At 72.2% G+C, this 20,067-nt stretch carries 14 protein-coding genes; 8 read left to right on the top strand and 6 right to left on the bottom strand.

The genetic code is table 11. The features are described from left to right. The first annotated feature begins 3 nt into the window (after window positions 1-3). From OG534_RS32880 to OG534_RS32870, 3 genes are all read left to right on the top strand, one after another. On the top strand, window positions 4-693 hold the full coding sequence (locus tag OG534_RS32880) for an HAD family hydrolase (RefSeq protein ID WP_326592938.1): 690 nt from the start codon (window positions 4-6) through the stop codon (window positions 691-693). A gap of 117 nt (window positions 694-810) precedes the next feature. After that, the gene (locus tag OG534_RS32875) at window positions 811-2,178 is read left to right on the top strand and encodes a cytochrome P450 (RefSeq protein ID WP_326592936.1); all 1,368 of its coding nucleotides are present in this window, start codon (window positions 811-813) and stop codon (window positions 2,176-2,178) included. 104 nt (window positions 2,179-2,282) lie between these two features. Then, window positions 2,283-3,359 (top strand): FAD-dependent oxidoreductase, encoded by a 1,077-nt coding sequence (locus tag OG534_RS32870; RefSeq protein WP_326593983.1) that lies wholly within the window; start codon window positions 2,283-2,285, stop codon window positions 3,357-3,359. A 23-nt stretch (window positions 3,360-3,382) separates the two neighbouring features. Here OG534_RS32870 and OG534_RS32865 read toward each other — a convergent pair whose 3' ends face one another. The 3 genes from OG534_RS32865 to OG534_RS32855 form a co-directional block, all read right to left on the bottom strand. Then, window positions 3,383-4,201 carry a hypothetical protein gene (locus OG534_RS32865; RefSeq protein WP_326592935.1) on the bottom strand — a complete coding sequence of 273 codons (819 nt, stop codon included), beginning with the start codon at window positions 4,199-4,201 and terminating at the stop codon, window positions 3,383-3,385. 216 nt (window positions 4,202-4,417) lie between these two features. After that, a complete protein-coding gene (gene mltG / locus OG534_RS32860) occupies window positions 4,418-5,281 on the bottom strand; it encodes an endolytic transglycosylase MltG (RefSeq protein ID WP_326592933.1) in 864 nt (287 codons plus the stop codon). A 63-nt stretch (window positions 5,282-5,344) separates the two neighbouring features. Then, window positions 5,345-7,207 (bottom strand): ABC transporter ATP-binding protein, encoded by a 1,863-nt coding sequence (locus OG534_RS32855; RefSeq protein ID WP_326592931.1) that lies wholly within the window; start codon window positions 7,205-7,207, stop codon window positions 5,345-5,347. A gap of 133 nt (window positions 7,208-7,340) precedes the next feature. Here OG534_RS32855 and OG534_RS32850 point away from each other — a divergent pair, with 133 nt between their 5' ends. From OG534_RS32850 to OG534_RS32835, 4 genes are all read left to right on the top strand, one after another. Beyond that, complete coding sequence (locus tag OG534_RS32850) at window positions 7,341-7,793, top strand: MarR family winged helix-turn-helix transcriptional regulator (protein ID WP_326592929.1); 453 nt, start codon at window positions 7,341-7,343, stop codon at window positions 7,791-7,793. A gap of 40 nt (window positions 7,794-7,833) precedes the next feature. Further along, window positions 7,834-10,770, top strand: coding sequence for an FAD-binding and (Fe-S)-binding domain-containing protein (locus OG534_RS32845; RefSeq protein WP_326592927.1), 2,937 nt, complete (start codon window positions 7,834-7,836; stop codon window positions 10,768-10,770). 159 nt (window positions 10,771-10,929) lie between these two features. Continuing rightward, entirely contained in the window at window positions 10,930-12,774 is a 1,845-nt protein-coding gene (locus OG534_RS32840; protein WP_326592926.1) for an ABC transporter ATP-binding protein, read from the top strand. Then, window positions 12,771-14,552, top strand: a complete 1,782-nt coding sequence (locus tag OG534_RS32835) for an ABC transporter ATP-binding protein (RefSeq protein ID WP_326592924.1) — start codon at window positions 12,771-12,773, stop codon at window positions 14,550-14,552. Before OG534_RS32840 ends, OG534_RS32835 begins: the two co-directional genes overlap by 4 nt. Window positions 14,553-14,578: 26 nt before the next feature. Here OG534_RS32835 and OG534_RS38775 read toward each other — a convergent pair. From OG534_RS38775 to OG534_RS32815, 3 genes are all read right to left on the bottom strand, one after another. Further along, a protein-coding gene (locus OG534_RS38775; RefSeq protein ID WP_442807181.1) for an IS630 family transposase occupies window positions 14,579-15,651 on the bottom strand; the annotation gives its coding sequence in 2 pieces (ribosomal slippage) (window positions 14,579-15,202 and window positions 15,205-15,651; 1,071 coding nt in all). Between the two features lie 58 nt (window positions 15,652-15,709). Then, entirely contained in the window at window positions 15,710-16,504 is a 795-nt protein-coding gene (locus OG534_RS32820; protein ID WP_326592920.1) for a hypothetical protein, read from the bottom strand. Window positions 16,505-16,587: 83 nt separating this feature from the next. After that, window positions 16,588-17,379, bottom strand: coding sequence for a metal-dependent hydrolase (locus OG534_RS32815; protein ID WP_326592919.1), 792 nt, complete (start codon window positions 17,377-17,379; stop codon window positions 16,588-16,590). 144 nt (window positions 17,380-17,523) lie between these two features. On the opposite strand from OG534_RS32815, the gene OG534_RS32810 reads away from it, so the two are divergent. Next, window positions 17,524-20,046, top strand: coding sequence for a DEAD/DEAH box helicase (locus OG534_RS32810; RefSeq protein WP_326592918.1), 2,523 nt, complete (start codon window positions 17,524-17,526; stop codon window positions 20,044-20,046). Window positions 20,047-20,067 lie beyond the last annotated feature (21 nt).

The following is a 20,067-nucleotide window of genomic DNA, read 5'->3' as shown; positions in this document are numbered from 1 at the left end:
CGGATGATTTCCGTCATATTCGATCTCGACGGCACCCTCGTGGACAGCGAGCCGAACTACTACGAGTCCGGGCGCCGCACCCTGGAGCGGCACGGGGTCCCCGATTTCACGTGGGAGCAGCACTCCCGCTTCATCGGCATCGGGACCCGGGAGACGCTGGAGATCCTCAAGGACCGGTACGGGATCCTGGCGCCCGTCGAACAGCTGCTCGCGGAGCAGAACGCCGCCTACCTGGAACTGGCCCGCACCCGGACCGAGGTCTTCCCGCAGATGCGGAAGTTCGTCGATCGCCTGCACGCCGAGGGCGTGCCGATGGCGGTGGCCTCCGGCTCCTCGCGCGAGGCGATCGACGCCGTGCTGGCGGGCACCGGGCTGGACGCGCTGCTGACCACCGCGGTCTCCGCCGAGGAGGTCACGCACGGCAAGCCCGCCCCGGACGTGTTCCTGGAGGCGGCCCGCCGGCTGGGCGCCGAGCCCGCCGACTGCGTGGTCGTCGAGGACGCGACGCCGGGGGCACGGGCCGCCCTCGCCGCCGGCATGGACTGCGTGGCCGTGCCGTACGTGGCGGACATCGCCGACGACCCGGCCTTCGCGTCCGTCGGGCTCCTCTTCCCGGGCGGGCAGCCGGAGTTCACCGCGGACGCGGCCTACGACTGGCTGACCGCACGGCGGACCGCCGCACGGATCGCCTGAGCGCGGTCTGCCCGTCTGCCCGTCCGGGCGAGGGAACGCAGGGCCCCGTACAGCGCGGTCCGTGACCGCCCGGTCCGCACTCTGGCGCCCTGCGGGGCCTGCTGTCACCATGCCTGCGTGACCGCGACCCCGCCTCCGGGCACCCGGAACGGCGGACCGCGCCGGTGGCCCCTGCTCGGTAACCTGCCCGCCTTCGCCCGCGATCCGCTGGCCTTCTTCGAGTCCCTGCGCGACGACTACGGAGACTGGGTGCCCTGGGCGCTCGGCCCGCAGCGCAACATCCTGGTCTCCCGGCCGGAGCACGCCGCGGAACTGCTCGGCGCCGTCGAGTCGACCTTCAAGCCGATGGAACTGGGCTGGGCCTTCCACCGGTTGCTGGGCGACGGGGTGGTCGTCGCCACCGGGGACGACTGGCGGCGCAAGCGGGCCCTGGTCCAGCCTGCCGTGCGGCCGCGCCAGGTGCGTTCGTACGCCGCCACGATGGTGGAGTGCGCGGACGCCCTGGCCGCCGGCTGGCGCGAGGGCGCGCGGATCGACGTGCACCGGGAGATGGCCGGGCTCACCCAGCGGATCGCGGTGCGCACGCTGTTCGGGAGCGATGCCTCCGGCCGGGAGGCGCCCATCAGCGCGGCCATGGCCACGGCGCAGCGGGAACTGGGGGCGGAGTTCAGGGGGCTGACGCTCTTCCTGCCGCCGTGGGTGCGCACGCCCGGACGGCGCCGGATGCAGCAGGCCGTGGCGGTCCTGGACCGGGAGATCGAGCACGTCATACAGGAGCACGAGGCGGCCTCGGCGGCCGGCGCGGAACGGGACGACCTGCTGAGCCGGCTGCTCGCGGCCCGCGACGAACACGGCGGCCCGCTGTCCCGCAAGGAGCTGCGGGACGAGTCGATCACCCTCTACATCGGCGGCCACGAGACCACCTCCACCACCCTGACCTGGGCCTGGCAGCTGCTGTCGGGGGCGCCCGAGGCGCGGGCCCGGTTGACGGAGGAGCTGGACCGGGTGCTCGGCGGACGGCTGCCGACGTACGAGGACTACGCGCGGCTGCCGTGGACGCAGCAGGTGGTCAAGGAGGCGCTGCGGATCTATCCGCCGATCTGGCTGATCTCGGCGGTGGCCGCCGAGGGCGCGTCCATCGGCGGGCGGGCGGTGCGGGCGGGGACGGCGGTGTGGACCAGCCCCTGGTCGATGCACCGGGACGAGCGGTGGTTCCCCGACCCGGAGGCCTTCCGGCCCGAGCGGTGGGACGCGGACGCCCCGCATCCGGTGCCCGAACACGCCTGGTTCCCCTTCGGCGGCGGCCCGCGGACCTGTCTGGGAGCGCGGTTCGCGCTGGTGGAGGCGGCCCTCGTACTGGCCGTGCTGGGACAGCGGTTCCACCTGGACAGCGGGAGCGAGCGGGTCGGGGTCTTCCCGGGGCTCACCCTGCAGCCGGCCGGGCCGGTCCCGGCGACGCTGCGCCGACAGCGGGCCACTGGCTAAGGGCTGCGGGCTGCGGGCTGCGGGCTGCGGGCTGCGGGCTGCGGGCTGCGGGCTGCGGGAAGATCCCGCGGCCCGCGCGAGTTAGTAGAACCGTGAACGATCTGATGCGGACCGTGGACGTGGACGTGGACGTGGCGGTCATCGGCGCCGGGCAGGCCGGCCTGTCCAGCGCCTACCACCTCACCCGGGCGGGGCTCGACCACGTGGTCCTCGACCACTCGCCCCGCCCGGGCGGGGCCTGGCAGTTCCGCTGGCCCTCGCTCACCTACGGCAGGGTCCACGGGATGCACGCCCTGCCCGGCATGGAGCTGACGGACGCCGACCCGTTGCGGCCGTCGTCCCAGGTGATCGGGGAGTACTTCGCCGCCTACGAGGACCGCTTCGACCTGAGCGTCCAGCGCCCCGTGGACGTGTCGGCCGTACGCGAGGGGGACGACGGACGGCTGCGCGTGGAGACCTCGGCCGGCATCTGGTCGGCCCGGGCCCTGATCAACGCCACCGGGACCTGGGACCGGCCGTTCTGGCCGCGCTACGCGGGCCAGGAGACCTTCCGCGGCCGCCAGCTGCACACCGCGAACTACCCGGGGCCGCAGGAGTTCGCCGGGGCCCGGGTGATCGTCGTGGGCGGCGGCACCTCGGCGGTGCAGCACCTGCTGGAGATCGCCGAGGTGGCGGCGGAGACCACCTGGGTGACCCGGCGGCCCCCGGTCTTCCGCGACGGGAGCTTCGGCGAGGCCGAGGGCCGGGCCGCGGTGGCCCTGGTGGACGAGCGGGTGCGCCGGGGACTGCCGCCGCAGAGCGTGGTCAGCGTGACGGGACTCCCGCTGAACGACGCCGTCCGGGCCGGTCTGGCCTCGGGCGTCCTGGACCGCCGTCCCGCGTTCGAACGGATCACCCCCGCGGGCGCCGTCTGGGCGGACGGGAGCCGGGTGGACGCGGACGTCATCCTGTGGGCCACCGGCTTCCGCGCCGCCGTCGACCACCTGGCTCCGCTGCGCCTGCGCGAGCCGGGCGGAGGCATCCGGGTCGAGGGGACCCGGGCCGTGCGCGACGAGCGGATCCACCTCGTCGGATACGGCCCGTCGGCGTCGACCATCGGCGCCAACCGCGCGGGCGGCGCCGCGGTCCGCGAGATCCGCCGGCTGCTGGCGCGCGAACGGGCGGTCTCGCCCGCGGCCTGACGGGGCCACGGGCCGCGGGGCCGTCAGCCCGCCTCCGGCGGCTCGACGGGGAACTCCCGGTCCGGGATGTCGGCCGCGTACGCCGCCGGGGTCGCGTAGACGTAGCCCGTCCCGTCCCGCACGCGCAGGACGGGCTCGGTCCAGTTCTCGGTGGGGTCCGGGACGAAGATGCGGGTCGTGCGCCGCTCCGCGTCGACGACCAGGAGCGAGACGATGGCGTAGAGCTGGGCACCGATGTGCCCGAGCCCTTGCCGAGGATGGTCGTCCGGTCCTGCGATGCGGATGGCGAAGAAACGCCCGTCTTCCCAGAGGCCGCCCTTGTCCAGCTGTTCGCCCTCCCCCACGGGCATGCCGTCCACCCAGAGCCGCGCCTCGCTCGGACCGCCGCGGAACAGGAGCACCGAGCGGTGACGGTCTCCCGCGGTGAAGTCCACCTCGACCTCGTGCGGGCTCCAGCAGTCGATGAAACTGCTGCACGCCCCCGGCACCTCTCCGCGCCGGCGGCGGGCGATCTCTCCGCCCGCCGGAACGACGGGATCCGCAGTGCAGACCTCGGGGAAGCGGCAGGCCCGCTCGACGTCCCGGCTGCAGCCGAGCCCCATCGCCGCGATGTCGCGCGCCGACGCCACCGAGAGCAACTCGGCCAGTCGTTCGACGTACCGGTCCTCGCCGACCAGAGCGGTCAGGTCGGCCTCGTCGAACCACCAGTGGAGCAGGTCGACTCCGACGGGGGAACGAGCCAGCCACTCGCGCCACTCCGCCCCGCTGTGTCCCCACCGTTCGACCGCCCGCTGGTGCGCCGCCCGCTCGGCGGCCTCGGCGGCCGCAGCGGCCGCGTCCACCGGCGGTGGAGCGTCCCGTTCCGCGCCGGCGGGCAGCACGCCCTCCGGTGCCTGCGCCTCAGCCTCCGCCCCGGCTCTCGCCCCGGTTCTCGCTTTCGCTGTCGCTGTCGCGGTCGCAGTCACAGTCGCTTTCCATGGCCACTTCACGGCTCGCCCCCTCGGTCCACGCGTCCGGCCAGCCGCCGATCGTAGGACCGATCCCGGGCACGGCGCCCCTCATTTCCCGGCGGCAGCGCCCTGGCCCGCACGGGAGCCCGCGTGGGCGCGGATCCGGTTGAAGTCCGCCACGTGCTTCTTGTGCTCCTCGTACGTCGCCGAGAAGCGGGTGTCCCCCGGCTTGACGGTGACGAAGAACAGCCAGTCGCCGGGCGTCGGCGCGACCGCGGCCGCCATGGCCTCCAGTCCCGGGCTGTCGATCGGCGTGGGCGGCAGTCCCTGGCGTTCGTAGGTGTTGAAGGGGCTGTCGATCCGCGTATCGCTCAGCGTGGTGTCCACGGTGTTGCGGTTCAGCGCGTAGTTGATGGTGGAGTCCATCTGGAGCGGCATCGACTTCGCCAGCCGGTTGTGCACCACCCGCGCGACCTTGCCCATGTCGGCGCGGTTCTCGGCCTCCGCCTCGATGACGCTGGCCAGGGTGGCCGTCTGGTACGGGGTCATCCCGTGGGCCTTGCCGCCGTCCGCGACGGCCTTGGTGGCGAGCTTCTCGTTCGCCGTGCGCACCATGTACGCGAGGAGCGCGGCCGGGGTGGACTTCGAGGTCACCGGGTACGTCGCCGGGAAGAGGTACCCCTCCGGGTTGCCCTTGGCCTCCGCGGGCAGGTCCAGCCCGGCGGTGGCCACCGCCGTCTTCGTGGAACCCTGCGGGAGCTTCAGCTCGCGGTCGACCGCGGCGTACACCTGGGGGGCGCGCCAGCCCTCGGGGATCACCAACCGGCGTGGCTTCTCGGGCACTTCCCCACCCCCCAGCATCGGGATCAGGACTGCCGCACCGAGCGCGATCAGCGTGCCGAAGAAGAGCGCCAGCCGGCCCCGGCGGGTGAGCCGGGATCGGCGCTGCGGCGGCCGGTACTCGTGACTCATGCGGGAACGCTAACTCGCAAAACGTCAGATTTCCGGCACCCAACCGGTGCGCCGGTCATACGGTCACACATTCACCCGAGCCAGTTGGAACTCCTCGGGCGGCTCGGGCGCCAGCGCGGCGTCCCGGTCCCGGCGGACCAGGGCCGCATACCGGCCGTCCGCCTTCAGCAGCTCCTCGTGGGTGCCGCGCTCGGCTATCCGGCCCGCGTCCAGGACCACGATCTGGTCGGCGTCGCGGACGGTGGAGAGGCGGTGCGCGATGGTGATGGTGGTGCGGCCCGCCGAGAGGTTGTCGATGGCCCGCTGAACCGCGTGCTCGGTACGGGTGTCCAGGGCGCTGGTGGCCTCGTCGAGGATCAGCACCGGCGGGTCCCGCAGGATGGTGCGGGCGATGGCCAGGCGCTGCTTCTCGCCTCCGGAGAACCGGTAGCCGCGCTCGCCGACCAGGGTGTCGTACCCGTCGGGCAGGGACGCGATGTGGTCGTGGATCTGCGCCGCACGGGCCGCCTCGGCGATCTCCTCGTCGGTGGCGTCCGGCTTGGCGAAGCGCAGGTTGTCCGCGACCGAGGCGTGGAAGAGGTAGGTCTCCTGGGAGACCACGCCGATGGAGCGGGCCAGCGAGTCGAAGTCGAGGTCGCGCACGTCCACCCCGTCGAGGGCGACCCGGCCGCCGGTCACGTCGTAGAGCCGGGGCACGAGGTAGCTGAGCGTGCTCTTGCCGGAGCCGGTCGGGCCGACCACGGCGAGGGAGCCGCCGGCCGGGACCGTGATGTCGATCCCCGACAGGGTCGGGCCGTTCTTCGCCTCGTACGCGAAGTGCACGTCCTCCAGCCTGACCTCGCCCCTGGCCCGGTCCAGCCGCACCGGTTCCGCGGGTTCGGTGATGTCCACCGGCAGGTCGAGGTACTCGAAGATGCGGGCGAACAGCGCGAGCGAGGTCTGTATCTGCACGCCGGTCGACAACAGGCTCACGGCGGGCCGGAAGAGGCCCTGCTGGAGCGTCACGAAGGCGACGAGGGTGCCGACGGAGAGCGAGGGGGCTCCGGTCTGCAGGGCTATGCCGGCGGCCCAGTAGATGAGCGCGGGCATCGCGGCCATGACGATGCCGATGGTGGACATCCGCCAGCGCCCGGCCATGCTGGAACGCACTTCGAGGCCGACCAGCTTCTCGGATTCCTCGGAGAAAGCTGAGGTGAGCGACTCGGAGCGGCCCATGGTGCGGCCCAGCAGGATGCCGCTGACCGAGAGCGACTCGGTGACCGTCGCGGCCATGGCGGCCATCTGCTTCTGCCGCTTCGTGGTGATCTTCTTGCGCTCGTGGCCGACCCGCCGGCTGATCCACACGAAGACGGGCAGCAGGAGCAGCGAGACGAGGGTGAGCCGCCAGTCGAGCGCGAGCATGGCGACGAGGGAGGCTATGACGATCGTCAGGTTCGAGACGAGCGAGGTCGCGGTGGAGGTGACGGTCGCCTGCATGCCGCCGATGTCGTTGGCGATGCGGGACTGCACCTCGCCGGTGCGGGTCCGGGTGAAGAAGGCCAGCGGCATCCGCTGGAGCTGTGCGTAGACGGCGGTGCGCAGGTCGTGCATGACGCGCTGGCCGACGGTCGTGGAGATCAGGGTCTGGAGCACGCCGAAGACGCTGGTGACGATGGCGGTCAGGATCATGCCGAGCGCGAGCAGGCTGAGCAGCCCGGTGCGGCCCTGCGGGATCGCGACGTCGAGTATCTCCCTGAGGAGGAACGGCGAGGCGACGCCGACCAGCGAGGAGGCGCCGACGAGCAGGCCCACGACGGCGAGCCGGCCGCGGTAGGGCCGGAACAGCGCCACGATCCGGCGCAGTTCCCGCGGCTGCTCCGCCGGGGCGGGGCGGCGTGGGTCGAGGGGATCTTTCGATGGGGTCCACTTCGGTTCGTCGTGTGGCATGGGCACCCTCTCGGGGTCAGGAGTCAGGGGTCGAGATCTTCGCGGAGTCGGTTTCGGCAGGGTCGCTGCCAGGGGAGCACCAGGCCATTGTTACCTATACTCACAATGAATGGCGTCCTGATATTGTTCCCGCATGAGCTCCGCCTCCGACACCGATCGCCTCCTCGCCGAGCAGCTCCTGCGCCTGACGCGCAGGCTCCACCGGATCCAGAAGCGCCACATGGTGCCGCTCGGGATCACTCCCGCCCAGAGTCGGCTGCTGCGCCTGGTCTCGCACTACGAGGGAGAGCAGGCACCCCGGATGGCGGATCTCGCGGCCCGGCTGGAGGTCGTCCCCCGCGCGGTGACCACTCTGGTGGACGGCCTGGAGGCGGCCGCGTGCGTGCGGCGCGCGCCCGACCCCGCGAACCGCCGCGTCATCAGGATCGAGCTCACCGACACCGGCCGCGCCACGCTGCGCCGTCTGCGCAACGCGCGAACCGACGCGGCAGAGGAGATCCTGGCACCGTTGACCGCCGACCAGCGCGAAGTGCTCGGCGGTCTGCTGAACGCCCTGTCGGACGCGCCGGCGGAGCGCAGCTGCTGAGTAGGCCACTCGTGGGCCGCGATGAGGCGAGGGGTCGCAGATGCCGCTGCTCGAACCGAAGCCGGGGGCCCTGCGCCCCCGCGGCATCCGCGGCCCCTCCCCCGACCGGGTACCCGGGCACCGGGCCTCCGGCACCCCCGAGCCGCTGCGCGCCGAGCTGATCGGGCTGCTGGGCGCCGAGAAGGTGCTGTGGAAGGTCTCCGACCTGGTCCGCTACGCCTCCGACGCCTCCCCCTACCGCTTCGTGCCCCAGGTCGTGGTGATCGCGGAGGACATCGACGACGTCTCGACGGTCCTCTCGTACGCCCGCGGCCGACAGCGCGAGGTGGTCTTCCGCGCCGCCGGGACCTCGCTCAACGGCCAGGCCCAGGGTGAGGACGTGCTGGTCGACGTACGACGCCACTGGGCCGGGATCGAGGTGCTGGAGGAGGGCCGGCGGGCCAGGATCCGGCCGGGCACCACCGTCCTGCGGGCCAACGCCGCCCTGGCCCGGTACGGCCGGGTCCTCGGCCCCGACCCGGCCAGCGCCATCGCCTGCACCCTCGGCGGGGTCGTCGCCAACAACGCGTCCGGCATGACGGCGGGCACCACGAGGAACTCCTACCGCACGCTCTCCTCGCTCACCTTCGTCCTGCCCGGCGGGACCGTCGTGGACACGGCCGACCCGCTGGCCGACGAGGAACTCTCGCGCGCCGAACCGGCCCTGTGCCACGGGCTGATGGAGATCAAGCGGGAGATCGAGGCCGACCCCGCGCTGGTCGCCCGGATCCGCGCGAAGTACGAGATCAAGAACACCACCGGCTACCGCCTCGACGCCTACCTGGACGGCACCACCCCCGTCGAGATCCTGCGGGGGCTCATGGTCGGATCGGAGGGCACCCTCGGCTTCATCGCCGAGGTCGTCTTCGACACCCTCCCCCTGGAGCGCGAGGTCTGCTCCGCCCTGCTGTTCTTCCCCTCGCTGCCCGCCGCGGCCGCCGCCGTGCCCCGCTTCAACGAGGCGGGCGCCCTCGCCGTCGAGCTGATGGACGGCAACACCCTGCGCGCCTCGGTCAGCGTCGAGGGGGTTCCGGCCGACTGGGCGGACCTGCCCCGGGAGACCACCGCCCTGCTCGTGGAGTTCCGGTCTCCGGACGCGGCCGGCCGGGACGCCTGTGCACTCCGGGCGGCGCAGGCCCTCGCCGGGCTCGACCTGGTCGCCCCGGTGGCCTCGGTCACCAATGCCTTCACCAGCGACCCGAAGACCGTGGGCGGCTACTGGAAGGCCCGCAAGGCCTTCGTCACCGCCGTCGGCGGGGCCCGCGCCTGCGGGACCACCCTGATCACCGAGGACTTCGCGGTGCCGCCGTCCCGGCTGGCCGAGGCCTGCGAGGCGCTCCTCGCACTCCAGGCGGAGCACGGCTTCGACGCGGCGGTCGCCGGTCACGCGGCCCACGGCAACCTGCACTTCCTGCTCGCCTTCGACGCCTCCGACCCCGCCGACGTCCAGCGGTACGGGGCCTTCATGGAAGCCTTCTGCCGGCTCACCGTGGAGCGGTTCGACGGCTCCCTGAAGGCCGAGCACTCCACCGGCCGCAACATGGCCCCCTTCCTCGAACTGGAATGGGGCCCCAAGGCCACCGGGCTGATGTGGCGCACCAAGCGGCTCGTCGACCCGGACGGGGTGCTCGCCCCGCGCATCCTCCTCGACCGCGACCCGCAGGCCCATCTGCGCGGCCTGAAGACGATCCCGCAGGTGGAGGCGGTGGCCGACCCCTGCATCGAGTGCGGCTTCTGCGAACCGACCTGCCCCAGCGGGGATCTGACGACCACTCCGCGCCAGCGGATCGTGCTGCGCCGCGAGATGATGCGCCAGCAGCCCGGCTCCCCCGTCCTGGACGGACTGCTGGACGCCTACGGCTACGACGCTGTGGACACCTGCGCGGGCGATTCCACCTGCAGGCTCGCCTGCCCGGTCGGCATCGACACCGGGGCGCTGATGAAGGACTTCCGCCACCGCCGGCACGGCCCGCGCGAGGAGGCCGCCGCCACGCTGGCCGCGCGGCGGTTCGCCGCCGTCGAGGCCGCCGCCCGCCTGGCCGTGGCCGCCGCGGACACGATCAGCCGCCGGGTCGGGGACGGGGTCCTCGCGGCCGTGACGGGGACCGCGCGCAAGGCCGTACGACCGGACCTGGTCCCGGAGTGGCTGCCGCAGCTCCCCGGCGCCGCCGCGCGCGCACTGCCCGCGACGCGGCGGGGGGGCGCCACGGCCGTGTACTACCCGGCCTGCGTCAACCGGATCTTCGGCGGGCCGGAGGGCCGGCCGGGCCCCTCCCTGCCGCAGGCCCTCGTGGCCGTGTCGGAACGGGCCGGGAAGCCCGTCTGGATCCCCCGGGACGTGGGCGGCACCTGCTGCGCGACCATCTGGCACTCCAAGGGCTACGACGCGGGGAACCGGCTGATGGCCGACCGGATCGTCGAGGCGGCCTGGGGCTGGACGGCCGGCGGGCGGCTGCCGCTGGTCGTCGACGCCTCGTCCTGCACCCTGGGCCTCGCGCACGAGGTGGTGCCGTATCTGACGGAGGAGAACCGGGCGCTGCACGCGCGGCTGCGGATCGTCGACTCGGTCGTGTGGGCCGCGGAAGAGCTGCTGCCGCATCTGGAGATCCGGCGCACCGTGGGCTCGGCCGTGCTCCACCCCACCTGCTCGATGCGGCATCTGGGCGACGAGGAACAGCTACGGGCGGTCGCCGCGGCGTGCGCCGACGAGGTGCTGGTCCCGGACGACGCCGGCTGCTGCGCCTTCGCGGGCGACCGGGGCATGCTGCATCCGGAGCTGGCGGCCTCGGCGACGGCGCGCGAGGCGGCGGAGGTGACCGCGCGGGACTTCGACGCGCACTTGTCGGCGAACCGGATGTGCGAGGTGGGCATGGAACGGGCCACCGGGCGGAGCTACTATTCCGCTCTGATCGAACTGGAGCACGCCAGTCGCCCCTGAGCGCCGGTGTGCGCGGCCCTGTGACCAGGCACTGAATCACCGCCCAGGGCCGCAAGCCTCTTCGTCGCAGGCTTCGGCCGACGGAAAATCGATTGCCCGGCACTGGTCCGGAAGGCGAACCTTGCACGGTTTGAACCACTCGACCAGTCATGGGGCGTCATGCAGATCAGCGATCTTCCGTATCCGGATCCGGGGGAACCCGACGCTCGTTCCGGGCCCCGCTTCCTCCTGTGGCTGGGGCGTGGTCAACTCGGTGGACAGCTCAAGAGCCTGTGCTGGGGGATGCTGCACTTCTCCGGCATCGCCGGGCTGCCGTACGCCGTGGGCCTGGGCGTCGACGCGGTCGTCGACCGCGCCCCGGACCGGCTGCTGCTCGTGGGCGCGCTGCTCGTCCTGATCGGCGTCGCCATCTCGGTCGGTGACGTCATGCTCCACCGCACGGCCGTCACCAACTGGATCACCGCCGCCGCGCGCGTGCAGCAGCTGCTCGCGCGCAAGACGGCCGAGCTGGGCTCCGCACTGACCCGACGGGTCGCCGCGGGCGAGGTCGTCGCGGTGTCCACCGGCGACGTGGAGAAGATCGGCTGGTTCGTCGAGGCGGTCTCCCGCTTCCTCGCGGCCGTCTTCGCCATCGTCCTTGTCTGCGTCGGCCTGCTGTTCTACGCGCCCGACCTCGGTGTGGTCGTGGCCATCGGCGTGCCGCTGATCGCCCTCGCCTCACTGCCGCTGCTGCCGCGCGCCACCCAACGCGCCGACATCCAGCGGGAGAAGGCCGGCAAGGCCACCGAACTGGCCTCCGACACCGTCGCCGGCCTGCGCGTCCTGCGCGGCATCGGCGGTGAGGAACTGTTCCTCGGCCGGTACCGCGAAGCCTCCCAGGAGGTGCGCAAGGCCGCCGTGCGCAGTGCCCGGATGTGGGCGCTGATCTCCGCGATCCAGGTGCTGCTCCCGGGCGCGCTGCTGATCACGGTGGTCTGGTACGGCGCCACGCTCGTCGTGGACGGGCGCATCGCCGTGGGTGAACTCGTCGCGGCGTTCAGCGCGGTGGCGACGCTGCTCTACCCGCTGCGGCACTTCGAGGAGATCGCCATGGCGTACTCCTTCTCGCGGCCCTCCGCCAAGCGGGCCGCCCGGGTGCTGTCGCTGACCCGGACGGACGCCACCGAGCAGCCCGCGCACGCCGAGCCGGCGCCGGCGCCGGCCGCGGGCGGGGACCTGTACGACCCGCAGACCGGGCTGCTGGCCCCCGCGGGCCGGCTCACCGCCGTCGTGTGCGGGGACCCGGACCTGGCCGGCCGGCTCGCGGAACGCCTGGGCGGCCATCCCATGGACGAGGGCGGCGACGCCGAGCCCGGTGGGCCGTCGGTGCTCCTCGGCGGGGTCGCGCTGGACGAGGTCGCGCTGGACACCGCGCGCACGCTGGTCCTCGTACAGGACAAGGATCCGGTGCTGCTGTCCGGCACCCTGCGCGAGCTGTTCGACGTACCGGCGTCCGGTGCGGTCGAGCCCGCTGCCGCACTGGACGCGGCCCAGTGCGCGGACGTCCTGGACGCACTGCTGCAGTCGGCGCCTGACGGGGTAGACGACCCCATGGACGCGCGGATCACCGAGCGCGGCCGGTCCCTGTCCGGCGGGCAGCGCCAGCGTCTCGCGCTGGCGCGGTCCCTGGTCACCGACCCGGAGGTGCTGGTGCTCGACGAGCCGACCTCCGCGGTCGACTCGCACACCGAGGCGCGGATCGCGGACGGGATCGCGGCCCTGCGCGCCGGACGCACCACGGTGCTACTGGCGTCCTCGCCGTTGCTGCTGGACCGCGCGGACCGGGTCGTGCTCATCGACGAGGGCGCGGTCGCGGCGATCGGAACCCACCGCGAACTGCTGCACGGCGAGCCGCGCTACCGGGCGGTCGTCACCCGGGAGACGGACGAGGAACAGCGGCTCGCCGGGCTCGAAGAGATGACAGAGCTGGAAGAAGCACTCACAGAGATCGAGGAATCCGCATGATCGGCGTGGCGCCACCGGAGCACGATCCGGCGGCCCCCGAATCGGCCGCGACCCTGCCCGTGGGCACGTCGGCGACCGTACGGGGCTATGTGCGCGGCCTGTTCCGGCGCCACCGGCGGGCCTTCGTGGTGCTGGTGAGCGTCAACGCGGTCGCGGTGATCGCCTCCATGGTCGGCCCGTACCTGCTGGGCCGGGTCGTGGACGATCTCGCCGCGGGGGCGCAGGAGCTCCACCTGGAGCGCGTGACGCTGCTGTTCGCGCTGGCGCTGGCCGTCCAGACGTTCTTCGTCCGGCTGGTCCGGCTGCGCGGGGCGATGCTGGGCGAGGAGATGCTGGCCGACCTGCGCGAGGACTTCCTGGTGCGGTCGGTGGGGCTGCCGCCCGGTGTGCTGGAGCGGGCCGGTACCGGTGACCTGCTGTCGCGGATCACCACCGACATCGACCGGCTGGCCAACGCCATGCGCGAGGCCGTGCCGCAGCTGGCCATCGGCGTGGTGTGGGCGGGACTGCTCTTCGGGGCGCTCTCGGTGACCGCGCCGCCGCTGGCGCTGGCCGCGCTGGTGGCGCTGCCGGTGCTGGTGATCGGCTGCCGCTGGTACTTCCGGCGGGCGCCTTCGGCGTACCGCTCGGAGGCGGCCGGCTACGCGGCGGTCTCGGCCGTGCTCACCGAAACGGTGGACGCGGGCCGCACGGTCGAGGCGCACCGCCTCGGGCCGGACCGGATCGCCCTGTCGGAGCGGCGGATCACGCAGTGGGTCGCGTGGGAGCGCTACACGCTGTTCCTGCGGACGGTCCTCTTCCCGGTCATCAACGTCACCTTCGTGACGATCCTCGGCTCCGTGCTGATGATCGGCGGCTACTGCGTGCTGCAGGGCTGGATGTCGGTGGGGCAGCTGACCACGGGTGCGCTGCTGGCGCAGATGCTGGTCGACCCGATCGGTCTGATCCTGCGCTGGTACGACGAGCTGCAGGTCGCCCAGGTATCGCTGGGCCGCCTGGTCGGCGTCCACGAGATCGAACCGGACGCGGGGGACGCGAAGGTGTCTCCCGAGGGCCGGGACGTCCGGGCGCAGGAGGTCCACTTCGGCTACCGGGAGGGCGTGGACGTCCTGCATCAGGTGTCGATGTCCGTGCCTCCGGGCACCCGGATGGCACTCGTCGGACCGTCGGGCGCGGGCAAGTCCACCCTGGGACGGCTGCTCGCGGGCATCTACGCACCCCGGACCGGCGAGGTCACCCTCGGCGGGGCGCGGCTGTCGAAGATGCCGGCGGAGCGGGTGCGCGAGCACGTGGCACTGGTCAACCAGGAGCACCACGTGTTCGTCGGCTCGCTGCGCGACAACCTGCGCCTCGCACGGACGGGCGCCGGGGACACGGAGCTGTGGGCCGCGCTGGGCGCGGTGGACGCGGACGGCTGGGCGCGGGCCCTGGAGGCCGGTCTGGACACCGAGGTCGGCTCGGGCAGCACGGCGCTGACCCCGGCGCAGGCGCAGCAGATCGCGCTGGCCCGGCTGGTGCTGGCCGACCCGCACACCCTGGTGCTGGACGAGGCCACCTCGCTGTTGGATCCGCGGGCGGCACGGCACTTGGAGCGCTCGCTGGCCCGGGTGCTGGACGGCCGTACGGTCATCGCCATCGCCCACCGGCTGCACACCGCGCACGACGCGGACGTGATCGCGGTGGTCGAGGGCGGCCGGATCAGCGAACTCGGCTCGCACGACGAGCTGGTCGCGGCCGACGGGGCGTACGCGGCGCTGTGGCGGTCCTGGCACGGGTGACCCTGCCGCAGGACCTACTGAGGTTTTCAGGGTGGGGTCGGTGGGTTGATAGCCAGACCTGTGGCGGTGAGGCATCCGTCGATCAGGTGGGGCCGGAGTTGGATTCTGCGTAACTCGCGGCGGAGTGTTCGGTCGAGGTCGTCGGGTGTGTCGAAGGCGGTGTTGGCCATCGCTCTGCGCGCGAGTGACCAGACGGCCTCGACGGGGTTCAAGTCGGGTGCATAGGGCGGGAGGCGGACGGTGGTGAGCCAGTCGTGCTCGGCCTCGTACCGTTTCAGCCCGGCGGCCAGATGAGTGTTGAGATTGTCCCAGACCACCACGATCGGACCGTCGAGCTGGATGTGTGCCCGCACCAGCAGGTCGCGGTAGTCCTTCCAGGAGAAGCTCTTGCGCGCGCCTTTGAGGCGGAGATGGGTGCGCGGCCGGTGGATGAGACGGCTCTTCTCACCCGGTTTGTAGCAGCACAACGCGGCGACCGAGGTCCGGCGGCGGGACCTGCCACGCACGCGGATGACGGGGGTCTGCCCACGCCGGCCCCAGGTGCGGGCACGGGGCGGAGTCATCGAGAAGCCTGCTTCGTCCTCGAAGACGATCCAGGCCCCGGATGCCGCCGCGAGGCTTTTACCCGCGGCCACACCTCCTTCTTCCACAGCTCCACCGCGTGCTCGTCACGCTCGAGTGCTCTCCGGGCGGGCGCCTGCCAGGACCAGCCGTGCCGTTTCAGCAACCGCCACACCGTCGCCACCGACAGGCTCACCCGCAGCCGCCGGCGAATCACCGCCTGGACACGGGCCAGGGTCCAGCGTTCGTCCTCAAAGCCGTGAGCCGACGGCCCCTTGCCGAGTTCCTCCTCGAGCACGGCGAACTGTTCATCGGTGACAGTCGGGGAGTTCGCCGGACCTGCCGACCGCAGGGCCGTCATGCCGCCCTCGCGCCAGGCACGGCGCCAGCGTTCCACCGACCGGACACTCACCCGCAGCTCTTTCGCGATGACCACGGTCTTCTCGCCCGCCGCGAACCCTTCGCCAGCCTGAAGCCGGATCCCCTCACGAAATGCCCGACGCTCAGCGGTCAGGCCCCCACCCTCTGGATACCTCACCTCACCGGCATACCGCAGGAATCATGGACCGTCACTACCCGACGACAACCCGAAAACCTCAGTAACTGGTCCACGGGAGTCGGACGGCCTCGATCACCGGGTCACGGAGCAGCGCTTCGACCAGGTGCTCGGGGCCGGCGACTTTCGTGGACCACAGGTCGTAGTCGGTGCAGAGGATCCAGGAGCGGTCCTCGGGCCAGAAGTTGGAGGGGGTGAAGTCCGCCTCCGGATTGTCGTAGAGGGCATGGGCGTCGCCGAGCCGGCCGGTGCGGACGTGGAGGGTGTCGAAGTCGACCTCGGGGAGCATCAGCGGGTTGTAGTAGGCGAGGCAGCGGGTGTCCGGCCCGTCGGGGGCGTGGTCCACGAGAAGGTCGACGAGTCGGTCCCATGTCGGACGGTCGAGGCTTCCTTCGGTAGGGGGCCGGATGCCGATGGGCCAGCTGCCGTCCTGCTTCGCGGAGGGGAAGCACCGGTACGAGGGGTACTGACCCTCCGGGACCAGCGGGTCCCCGCACCGGGCCGACAGCTCTGCCCAGCGCAGTCGGCGGTACCCCGGCCCGGGGTGTTCCGCGCGTCCCAGGCCGCCGCCGGTGGCGATGCCGATCTCGAGGTCGAGGTCGAGGTTCCCGAGTCGGGCGGGCTCGATGGCGCCCGCCGCAAGGGCCGCTTGGCGCAGCTCGTGGTGCGAGAGGCCGCCGGCCCCGCATTCGTGCTCGTACATGGCGTTCAGCACCCAGGCCGCGTGGGGTCGGCGGGGCGCCTCGAAACCGGTGACCCCGTCGCCGCAGAGGGCGGTCAGCCAGTCGGCCACGGACGGGTGCGCCACCGGCCAGAGATCGGATAGGTCAGCCATCGGACCAGGCTAGTGCCGGCTGCCGAGGACCCTTCAACCGGTCAGGCCGCCCCGCTGGCCGGCCTGACCGGTACGGCATTTCCCTAGATGAACCCGAGGGCCGACGCCCCGCCGAAGCCGCCCAGCAGGACGAACACCGGCATGAGGACTTTGAGCTCCACCCAGCTGCCGGCCCGGAACCGCATCATCTTCGGCGGGCCGATCGGGTACCAGCGCTTCCCCGCGATCGGGAGGGGCCAAAGGACCGGGCAGCCGGAGACGGTCAGCGAGTCGCCGATGTCGTGGACCAGGGCGCCGAGCACGATCGGCAGGCCGAGCCACAGGTACTCCTGGCCCGGTTCCGTGAACAGCCAGTTCGCTCCGTTGCCGGGCTGGGCGAGCACGCCCGCCAGGATCCAGGCGCTGGTGGCGCCGAGCAGCCAGACCAGGACGTCGCTGGACATCCGGGCCGCACGCCACAGCAGGCCTTCGACCGCCAGCACCAGGTGCACGAAGAGCAGCGCGAGGACGCCCCAGCGCTCGGCGGTCACGGCGAGCACGGAGGCGCCGCCGCCGATCAGGACCGCCCAGAGCCAGGTGTGCGTCAGCGTGCGGTGTCCGCCGGTGCGGCGGGCGTCCTTCTTGGAGCGGGTGGCCTTGTAGACCGCGTAGGAGATCTTGTCGACCACCTCGCACAGCCCTCGGGAGAGCGGGCCGAAGGCGCGCGAGATCGTCGCCGACTTGTGGTCGAGGTCGGGGGCGAGAGCCGCCCCGGCGCAGATCAGCGCGCCGACGACGAGGACCGGCCACGGCATGGGGTGACCGGCGGCCGCGGTCGCCGCTCCCACCCCCAGCCAGGCCGCTGCCCCGGACAGTGAGTGCGCCGGACCCATCATGGTCGTTCCCCGCCCCGGTGGTGTGTGCTCGGGCCCTGTCGACTGTTTCGTTCGGGCCGCATCGACGGCACAGCGTACCGTCGGTGATCTTCGTTCCGTCCGCCGGTTCCCTGATCCGGGGGGAAGCCAGGCAAGATGGGGGGCGTGACCCTCATTGATCAGCTCCCGCCGAACGCCGACCCCGATGCCCTCTTCGAGGCTTTCTCCTCGTGGGCGGAGGACCAGGGCATCACCCTGTACCCGGCACAGGAGGAGGCGTTGATCGAGGTCGTCTCCGGGGCGAACGTGATCCTTTCCACCCCGACCGGCTCCGGCAAGAGCCTGGTCGCGGCCGGCGCGCACTTCACGGCCCTGGCCCAGGACAAGGTCACCTTCTACACCGCCCCGATCAAGGCGCTGGTGTCGGAGAAGTTCTTCGACCTGTGCAAGCTCTTCGGCACCGAGAACGTCGGCATGCTGACCGGCGACGCCTCCGTGAACGCGGACGCCCCGGTGATCTGCTGCACCGCCGAGGTGCTGGCCTCCATCGCCCTGCGCGACGGCAAGCACGCCGACATCGGCCAGGTCGTGATGGACGAGTTCCACTTCTATGCCGAGCCGGACCGCGGCTGGGCCTGGCAGATCCCGCTGCTGGAGCTGCCGCAGGCGCAGTTCGTCCTGATGTCCGCGACCCTCGGCGACATGAAGCGGTTCGAGGAGGACCTGACCCGGCGCACCGGCCGGCCCACCACGGTGGTCCGCTCCGCGACCCGGCCCGTCCCGCTGTCGTACGAGTACGTCACCACGCCGATCACCGACACGATCACGGAGCTGCTGGAGACCCGGCAGGCCCCCGTCTACATCGTGCACTTCACCCAGGCCCAGGCGGTCGAGCGGGCGCAGTCGCTCATGAGCATCAACATGTGCACCCGCGAGGAGAAGGACAAGATCGCCGAACTCATCGGCAACTTCCGCTTCACCACCAAGTTCGGCCAGAACCTCTCCCGCTACGTCCGGCACGGCATCGGCGTGCACCACGCCGGAATGCTGCCCAAGTACCGGCGCCTGGTCGAGAAGCTCGCCCAGGCCGGTCTGCTGAAGGTCATCTGCGGTACCGACACCCTCGGCGTCGGCGTCAACGTCCCGATCCGCACGGTGCTGTTCACCGCGCTCACCAAGTACGACGGCAGCCGGGTCCGCACACTGCGCGCCCGCGAGTTCCACCAGATCGCCGGTCGCGCCGGCCGGGCCGGCTTCGACACGGCCGGCTATGTGGTCGCCCAGGCGCCCGAGCACGTCATCGAGAACGAGAAGGCGCTCGCGAAGGCGGGCGACGACCCGAAGAAGCGCCGCAAGGTGGTGCGCAAGAAGGCTCCCGAGGGCTTCGTCGCCTGGTCGGACACCACCTTCGAGAAGCTCATCGCCGCCGACCCGGAGGCGCTGACCTCGCGCTTCAAGGTCACCAACATCATGCTGCTGTCGGTCATCGCCCGGCCGGGCGATGCCTTCCAGGCGATGCGCCACCTCCTCGAGGACAACCACGAGCCCCGCAAGGCCCAGCTGCGGCACATCCGCCGGGCCATCGCGATCTACCGCTCGCTGCTGGACGGCGGCGTGGTCGAGAAGCTCGACACCCCGGACGCGGAGGGCCGCTCCATCCGGCTCACCGTCGACCTGCAGCAGGACTTCGCGCTCAACCAGCCGCTGTCCACCTTCGCGCTGGCCTCCTTCGACCTGCTGGACCCGGAGTCCCCCTCCTACGCGCTGGACATGGTGTCCGTCGTGGAATCCACGCTGGACGACCCGCGCCAGATCCTGGCCGCGCAGCAGAACAAGGAACGCGGCATCCAGGTCGGCCAGATGAAGGCCGACGGCATCGAGTACGAGGAGCGGATGGAGCGTCTCCAGGACGTCACCTATCCCAAGCCGCTCGAAGAGCTGCTCTTCCACGCCTACGACGTGTACGCCAAGAGCCACCCGTGGGTGCGCGACCACCCCGTCTCGCCGAAGTCGATCATCCGCGACATGTACGAACGCGCGATGACCTTCACCGAGTTCACCTCCTTCTACGAGCTGGCCCGCACCGAGGGCATCGTGCTGCGCTACCTGGCGAGCGCGTTCAAGGCGCTCGACCACACCATCCCCGACGACCTGAAGTCCGAGGACCTCCAGGACCTGATCGCCTGGCTCGGCGAACTGGTCCGCCAGGTCGACTCCAGCCTGCTGGACGAGTGGGAGCAGCTGGCGAACCCGGAGGTGGAGACGGCGGAGCAGGCCCAGGAGAAGGCCGACCAGGTCAAGCCGGTCACCGCGAACTCGCGCGCCTTCCGCGTCCTGGTCCGCAACGCCATGTTCCGCCGGGTGGAGCTGGCCGCCCTCGACCACGTCAACGTGCTGGGCGAGCTGGACGCCGAGTCCGGCTGGGACGCCGACGCCTGGGGCGAGGCCCTGGACGGGTACTGGGACGAGTACGACGACCTCGGCACCGGCCCCGACGCGCGCGGGCCGAAGCTGCTGCAGATCGAGGAGGACCCGGCGCACGGCCTCTGGCGCGTCCGCCAGACCTTTGCCGACCCCAACGGGGACCATGGCTGGGGCATCAGCGCCGAGGTCGACCTCGCGGCCTCCGACGAGGAGGGCCGGGCGGTCATCCGGGTCACCTCGGTCGGCGAGCTCGGAGCGCTCTGACCGTCCGCCGCATCCCGCACG

Origin of the sequence: Streptomyces sp. NBC_01294 (genome assembly GCF_035917235.1) — a bacterium.
Classification (GTDB): Bacteria; Actinomycetota; Actinomycetes; order Streptomycetales; family Streptomycetaceae; genus Streptomyces; species Streptomyces caledonius.
Note: the sequence above shows the minus strand (reverse complement) of the source record. Positions and strands in the feature narration are given on the sequence as shown.